Origin of the sequence: Streptomyces sp. GC420, from assembly GCF_009916105.1 — a bacterium.
In the GTDB taxonomy this organism is placed as follows: Bacteria; Actinomycetota; Actinomycetes; order Streptomycetales; family Streptomycetaceae; genus Streptomyces.
The window spans coordinates 1-3,464 of record NZ_JAAAXQ010000570.1 but is presented as its reverse complement, the minus strand read 5'-3'; the positions used below and the strand labels follow the sequence as shown (position 1 = coordinate 3,464).

The following is a 3,464-nucleotide window of genomic DNA, read 5'->3' as shown; positions in this document are numbered from 1 at the left end:
GCCCGGGCGGGTGCGGGGGTGGTGGAATGGGCGCACCGGACCCGGCGGAAAGGGAGATTCCATGGCGGCGGAGCGACTCGTGGTGGTGGGCGGCGACGCGACCGGGATGTCCGCGGCGTCTCAGGCCCGCAGGCTGAGGGGCCCCGGGGAACTGGAGATCGTCGCCTTCGAGCGGGGCCACTTCACCTCGTACTCCGCCTGCGGCATCCCGTACTGGGTCGGCGGCACGGTCCGTTCGCGGGACGAACTGATCGCCCGGACCCCGCAGGAGCACCGGGCCCGGGACATCGATCTGCGGCTGCGCACCGAGGTGACCGCCATCGACACCGAGAAGCAGCGGGTGCGGACCCGTGACGTGGACGGGGCCACGGAGTCCTGGACCGGTTACGACAAGCTGGTGATCGCGACCGGGGCGCGCCCCCTGCGGCCCCCGCTGCCCGGCATCGACGCGCCCGGCGTGTACGGCGTGCAGAACCTGGACGACGGCCAGGCGCTGCTCGACGGCCTCGACGCGGCGACGGGCCGGCGAGCGGTCGTCGTGGGCGGGGGCTACATCGGGGTGGAGATGGCCGAGGCGCTCATCCGCCGCGGCTACGAGGTGACCGTCCTGGACCAGGCCGCCGAGCCGATGTCCACGCTCGACCCTGACATGGGCCGGCTGGTCCGCGAGGCGATGGGCGGTCTGGGGATCGAGGTGGTCGGCGGCGCCGCGGTCACCGCGATCCGCACGGACGAGGGCGGCCGGGCACGGGCCGTGGTGACCGGGGAGACCGAGTACCCGGCGGACGTCGTGGTGCTGGGCATCGGCGTGCGGCCGGAGACGGGCCTCGCGAAGGCGGCCGGGCTGCCGCTCGGGGAGTCCGGCGGGCTGCTGACGGACCGCGCGATGCGGGTCCTGGGCCACGGGAACATCTGGGCGGGCGGCGACTGCGTGGAGGTCCTCGACCTGGTCTCGGGCGGTCTGCGGCACGTTCCGCTCGGCACCCACGCCAACAAGCACGGACAGGTCATCGGCGCCAACGCGGGCGGTGGCTACGCCACCTTCCCCGGGGTTGTCGGGACGGCGGTCAGCAAGGTCTGCGACCTGGAGATCGCCCGCACCGGGCTGCGGGAGAAGGACGCCGCGCGGGCCGGGTTCCGGTTCGTCACGGCGCGCATCGAGTCGACGAGCCGTGCCGGCTACTACCCGGACGCGGCCCCGATGACCGTGAAGATGCTGGCCGAACTGGGCACCGGCCGGCTGCTCGGCGCCCAGATCGTGGGCCGTGAGGGCGCGGGCAAGCGCGTGGACGTCGCGGCGGTCGCGCTCACCGCCGGTATGACGGTGGAGCAGATGACCGCGCTCGACCTCGGCTACGCGCCGCCGTTCTCCCCGGTGTGGGACCCGGTGCTGGTCGCTGCCCGCAAGGCCGTGCAGGCCGTGCGGGCCGCCCGCTGAGCAGCACCCCGCTGACCGCCCCCGCCCGGCGCGCCCGGCAGTGCTGCCCTCGCTTCGCGGAGCGGGCCGCGGGGGCCTACCGCGCCGTCCGCGTGTGCACGTACTCCACGAGGCGGGTCAGCGCGTCCGGGTCCGTGGTCGGCAGGACGCCGTGGCCCAGGTTGAAGATGTGGCCCTCGAGACCGGCGGCGGCGTCCAGCACCTCGCGGGTCTTGGTCTCGACGGCGTCGCGGGTGGAGAACAGCACGGCCGGGTCCAGGTTGCCCTGGAGGGCCTTGCCGGGGCCGACGCGGCGGGCGGCCTCGTCGAGCGGGACGCGCCAGTCGACGCCCACGACGTCGGCGCCGGCCTCGCCCATGAGGCCGAGCAGTTCGCCGGTGCCGACGCCGAAGTGGATGCGCGGGACGCCGTACCCCTCGACGGCCCGGAACACCTTCGCGGAGGCGGGCATGACCGAGCGGCGGTAGTCGGCGGGGGCGAGGGCGCCCACCCAGGAGTCGAAGAGCTGCACGGCCGAGGCGCCTGCCTCGATCTGCACCTTGAGGAAGGCGGCGGTGATGTCGGCGAGCCGGTCCAGCAGGTCGGCCCACAGCTGCGGGTCGCCGTACATCAGTGCCTTGGTGTGCTCGTGGTTGCGTGAGGGCCCGCCCTCCACCAGGTAGCTGGCGAGGGTGAAGGGCGCCCCGGCGAAGCCGATGAGCGGGGTGGCGCCCAGCTCCCGGGTGAGCATGCCGATGGCCTCGGTGACGTACGAGACGTCGTCCGGCTCCAGGTCGCGCAGCCGGGCGAGGTCGGCGCGGGAGCGGATCGGCTCGGCGACGACGGGGCCGACGCCGGGCTTGATGTCGAGGTCGAGGCCGATGGCCTTGAGGGGGACGACGATGTCGCTGAAGTAGATCGCGGCGTCCACGTTGTGGCGGCGCACGGGCTGCAGCGTGATCTCCGTGACCAGGTCGGGGCGCATGCAGGACTCGAGCATGGCGGTGCCCTCGCGGACCTTGCGGTACTCGGGCAGGGAGCGTCCCGCCTGACGCATGAACCACACCGGCGTGTGCGGCACGGGTTCGCGCCTGCACGCCTTGAGGAAGGCGGATTCCTGGACGTCGCTGGTCTGGTTCTGCTGGCCCGCGGGGCGGTGGTCGGCACTCACGTCCAGCAGTCTCGCATGCGCCGGGCGGGTGCCGGGCACGTGCCCGGTGTCCGTCCGGCGCCCGCCCCATTACCTGTTCCGCGCGTGCCCGGCAAGTGCCGGAACCTCCCGGGTGTCCCTCCCCCCTTGAGGCCTCTGTTCCGCCTACTCTTCCCCGCATGGCTGCGGCTCAGGGACAACTTTCGGACGGTGCCGACGGAATGGACGACGACGTTGCGGGCGACTCCGCTCCGTTGCCGTTCCGCAAAGCGGTGGAGGCGCTGCGCACGGCGCGGTTGCGACCCGAGGTGGAGATAGAGGCGACGCGGCCGCCGCAGCGGCTCGCACCGCACACCTTCGCGCTGGAGGCGGTGGTCCTCGACGGCGAGGAGGAACTGGCCGACGGCCGGCTGGTGCTGCTGCACGACCCCGCGGGCCACGAGGCCTGGCAGGGTTCCTTCCGCCTGGTGACGCTCGTACGGGCGGAACTGGAACCGGAGATCGCGACGGACCCGCTGCTGCCGGAGGTGAGCTGGTCCTGGCTGACCGGGGCGCTGGAGGCACGCGGACTGGCCTTCGAGGAAGCGAGCGGCACCGTCACACGCGCCGGCTCGCACTACTTCGGAGGACTGGCGGACCGGGTGCCGACCACGCAGATCGAGATCCGTGCCTCCTGGACCCCGCGCGAAGGGCTCGGCGGGGTGCCGGACACCGCGGGGCACCTGGCGGCCTGGTGCGACCTGCTGTGCCAGATCGGCGGCCTGCCGCCGGTCGGTGCCGCGGACGCGGGTGTCGTGTCGCTGCCCCTGCCCCAGCGCAGGGGACCGCAGCCGCACTGACGGGACCGGGGACCGCCCCGGCGGCGTGCCCTCCGCCCGCCGCCGTCTCCCCTCCGAC

General features: G+C 74.0%; 3 protein-coding genes. 2 read left to right on the top strand and 1 reads right to left on the bottom strand.

Features of this window, described 5'->3' with window-relative positions; all coding sequences use genetic code 11:
• Positions 1-61 precede the first annotated feature (61 nt).
• Positions 62-1,438, top strand: a complete 1,377-nt coding sequence (locus GUY61_RS36265; protein ID WP_166634553.1) for an FAD-dependent oxidoreductase — start codon at positions 62-64, stop codon at positions 1,436-1,438.
• A 76-nt stretch (positions 1,439-1,514) separates the two neighbouring features.
• On the opposite strand, the gene hemE is transcribed toward GUY61_RS36265, so the two are convergent.
• Positions 1,515-2,588 (bottom strand): uroporphyrinogen decarboxylase, encoded by a 1,074-nt coding sequence (hemE, locus tag GUY61_RS36260; RefSeq protein ID WP_166634552.1) that lies wholly within the window; start codon positions 2,586-2,588, stop codon positions 1,515-1,517.
• 158 nt (positions 2,589-2,746) lie between these two features.
• Between hemE and GUY61_RS36255 the strand changes: the two genes are divergently transcribed.
• Entirely contained in the window at positions 2,747-3,406 is a 660-nt protein-coding gene (locus GUY61_RS36255) for a DUF3000 domain-containing protein (protein WP_166634551.1), read from the top strand.
• The last annotated feature ends 58 nt before the right edge of the window (positions 3,407-3,464 follow it).

Excerpts from the sequence above, each read along its gene's own strand:
- GUY61_RS36265 (WP_166634553.1), top strand. The coding sequence starts at position 62 with ATGGCGGCGGAGCGACTCGTGGTGGTGGGCGGCGACGCGACCGGGATG.
- GUY61_RS36255 (WP_166634551.1), top strand. The coding sequence starts at position 2,747 with ATGGCTGCGGCTCAGGGACAACTTTCGGACGGTGCCGACGGAATGGAC.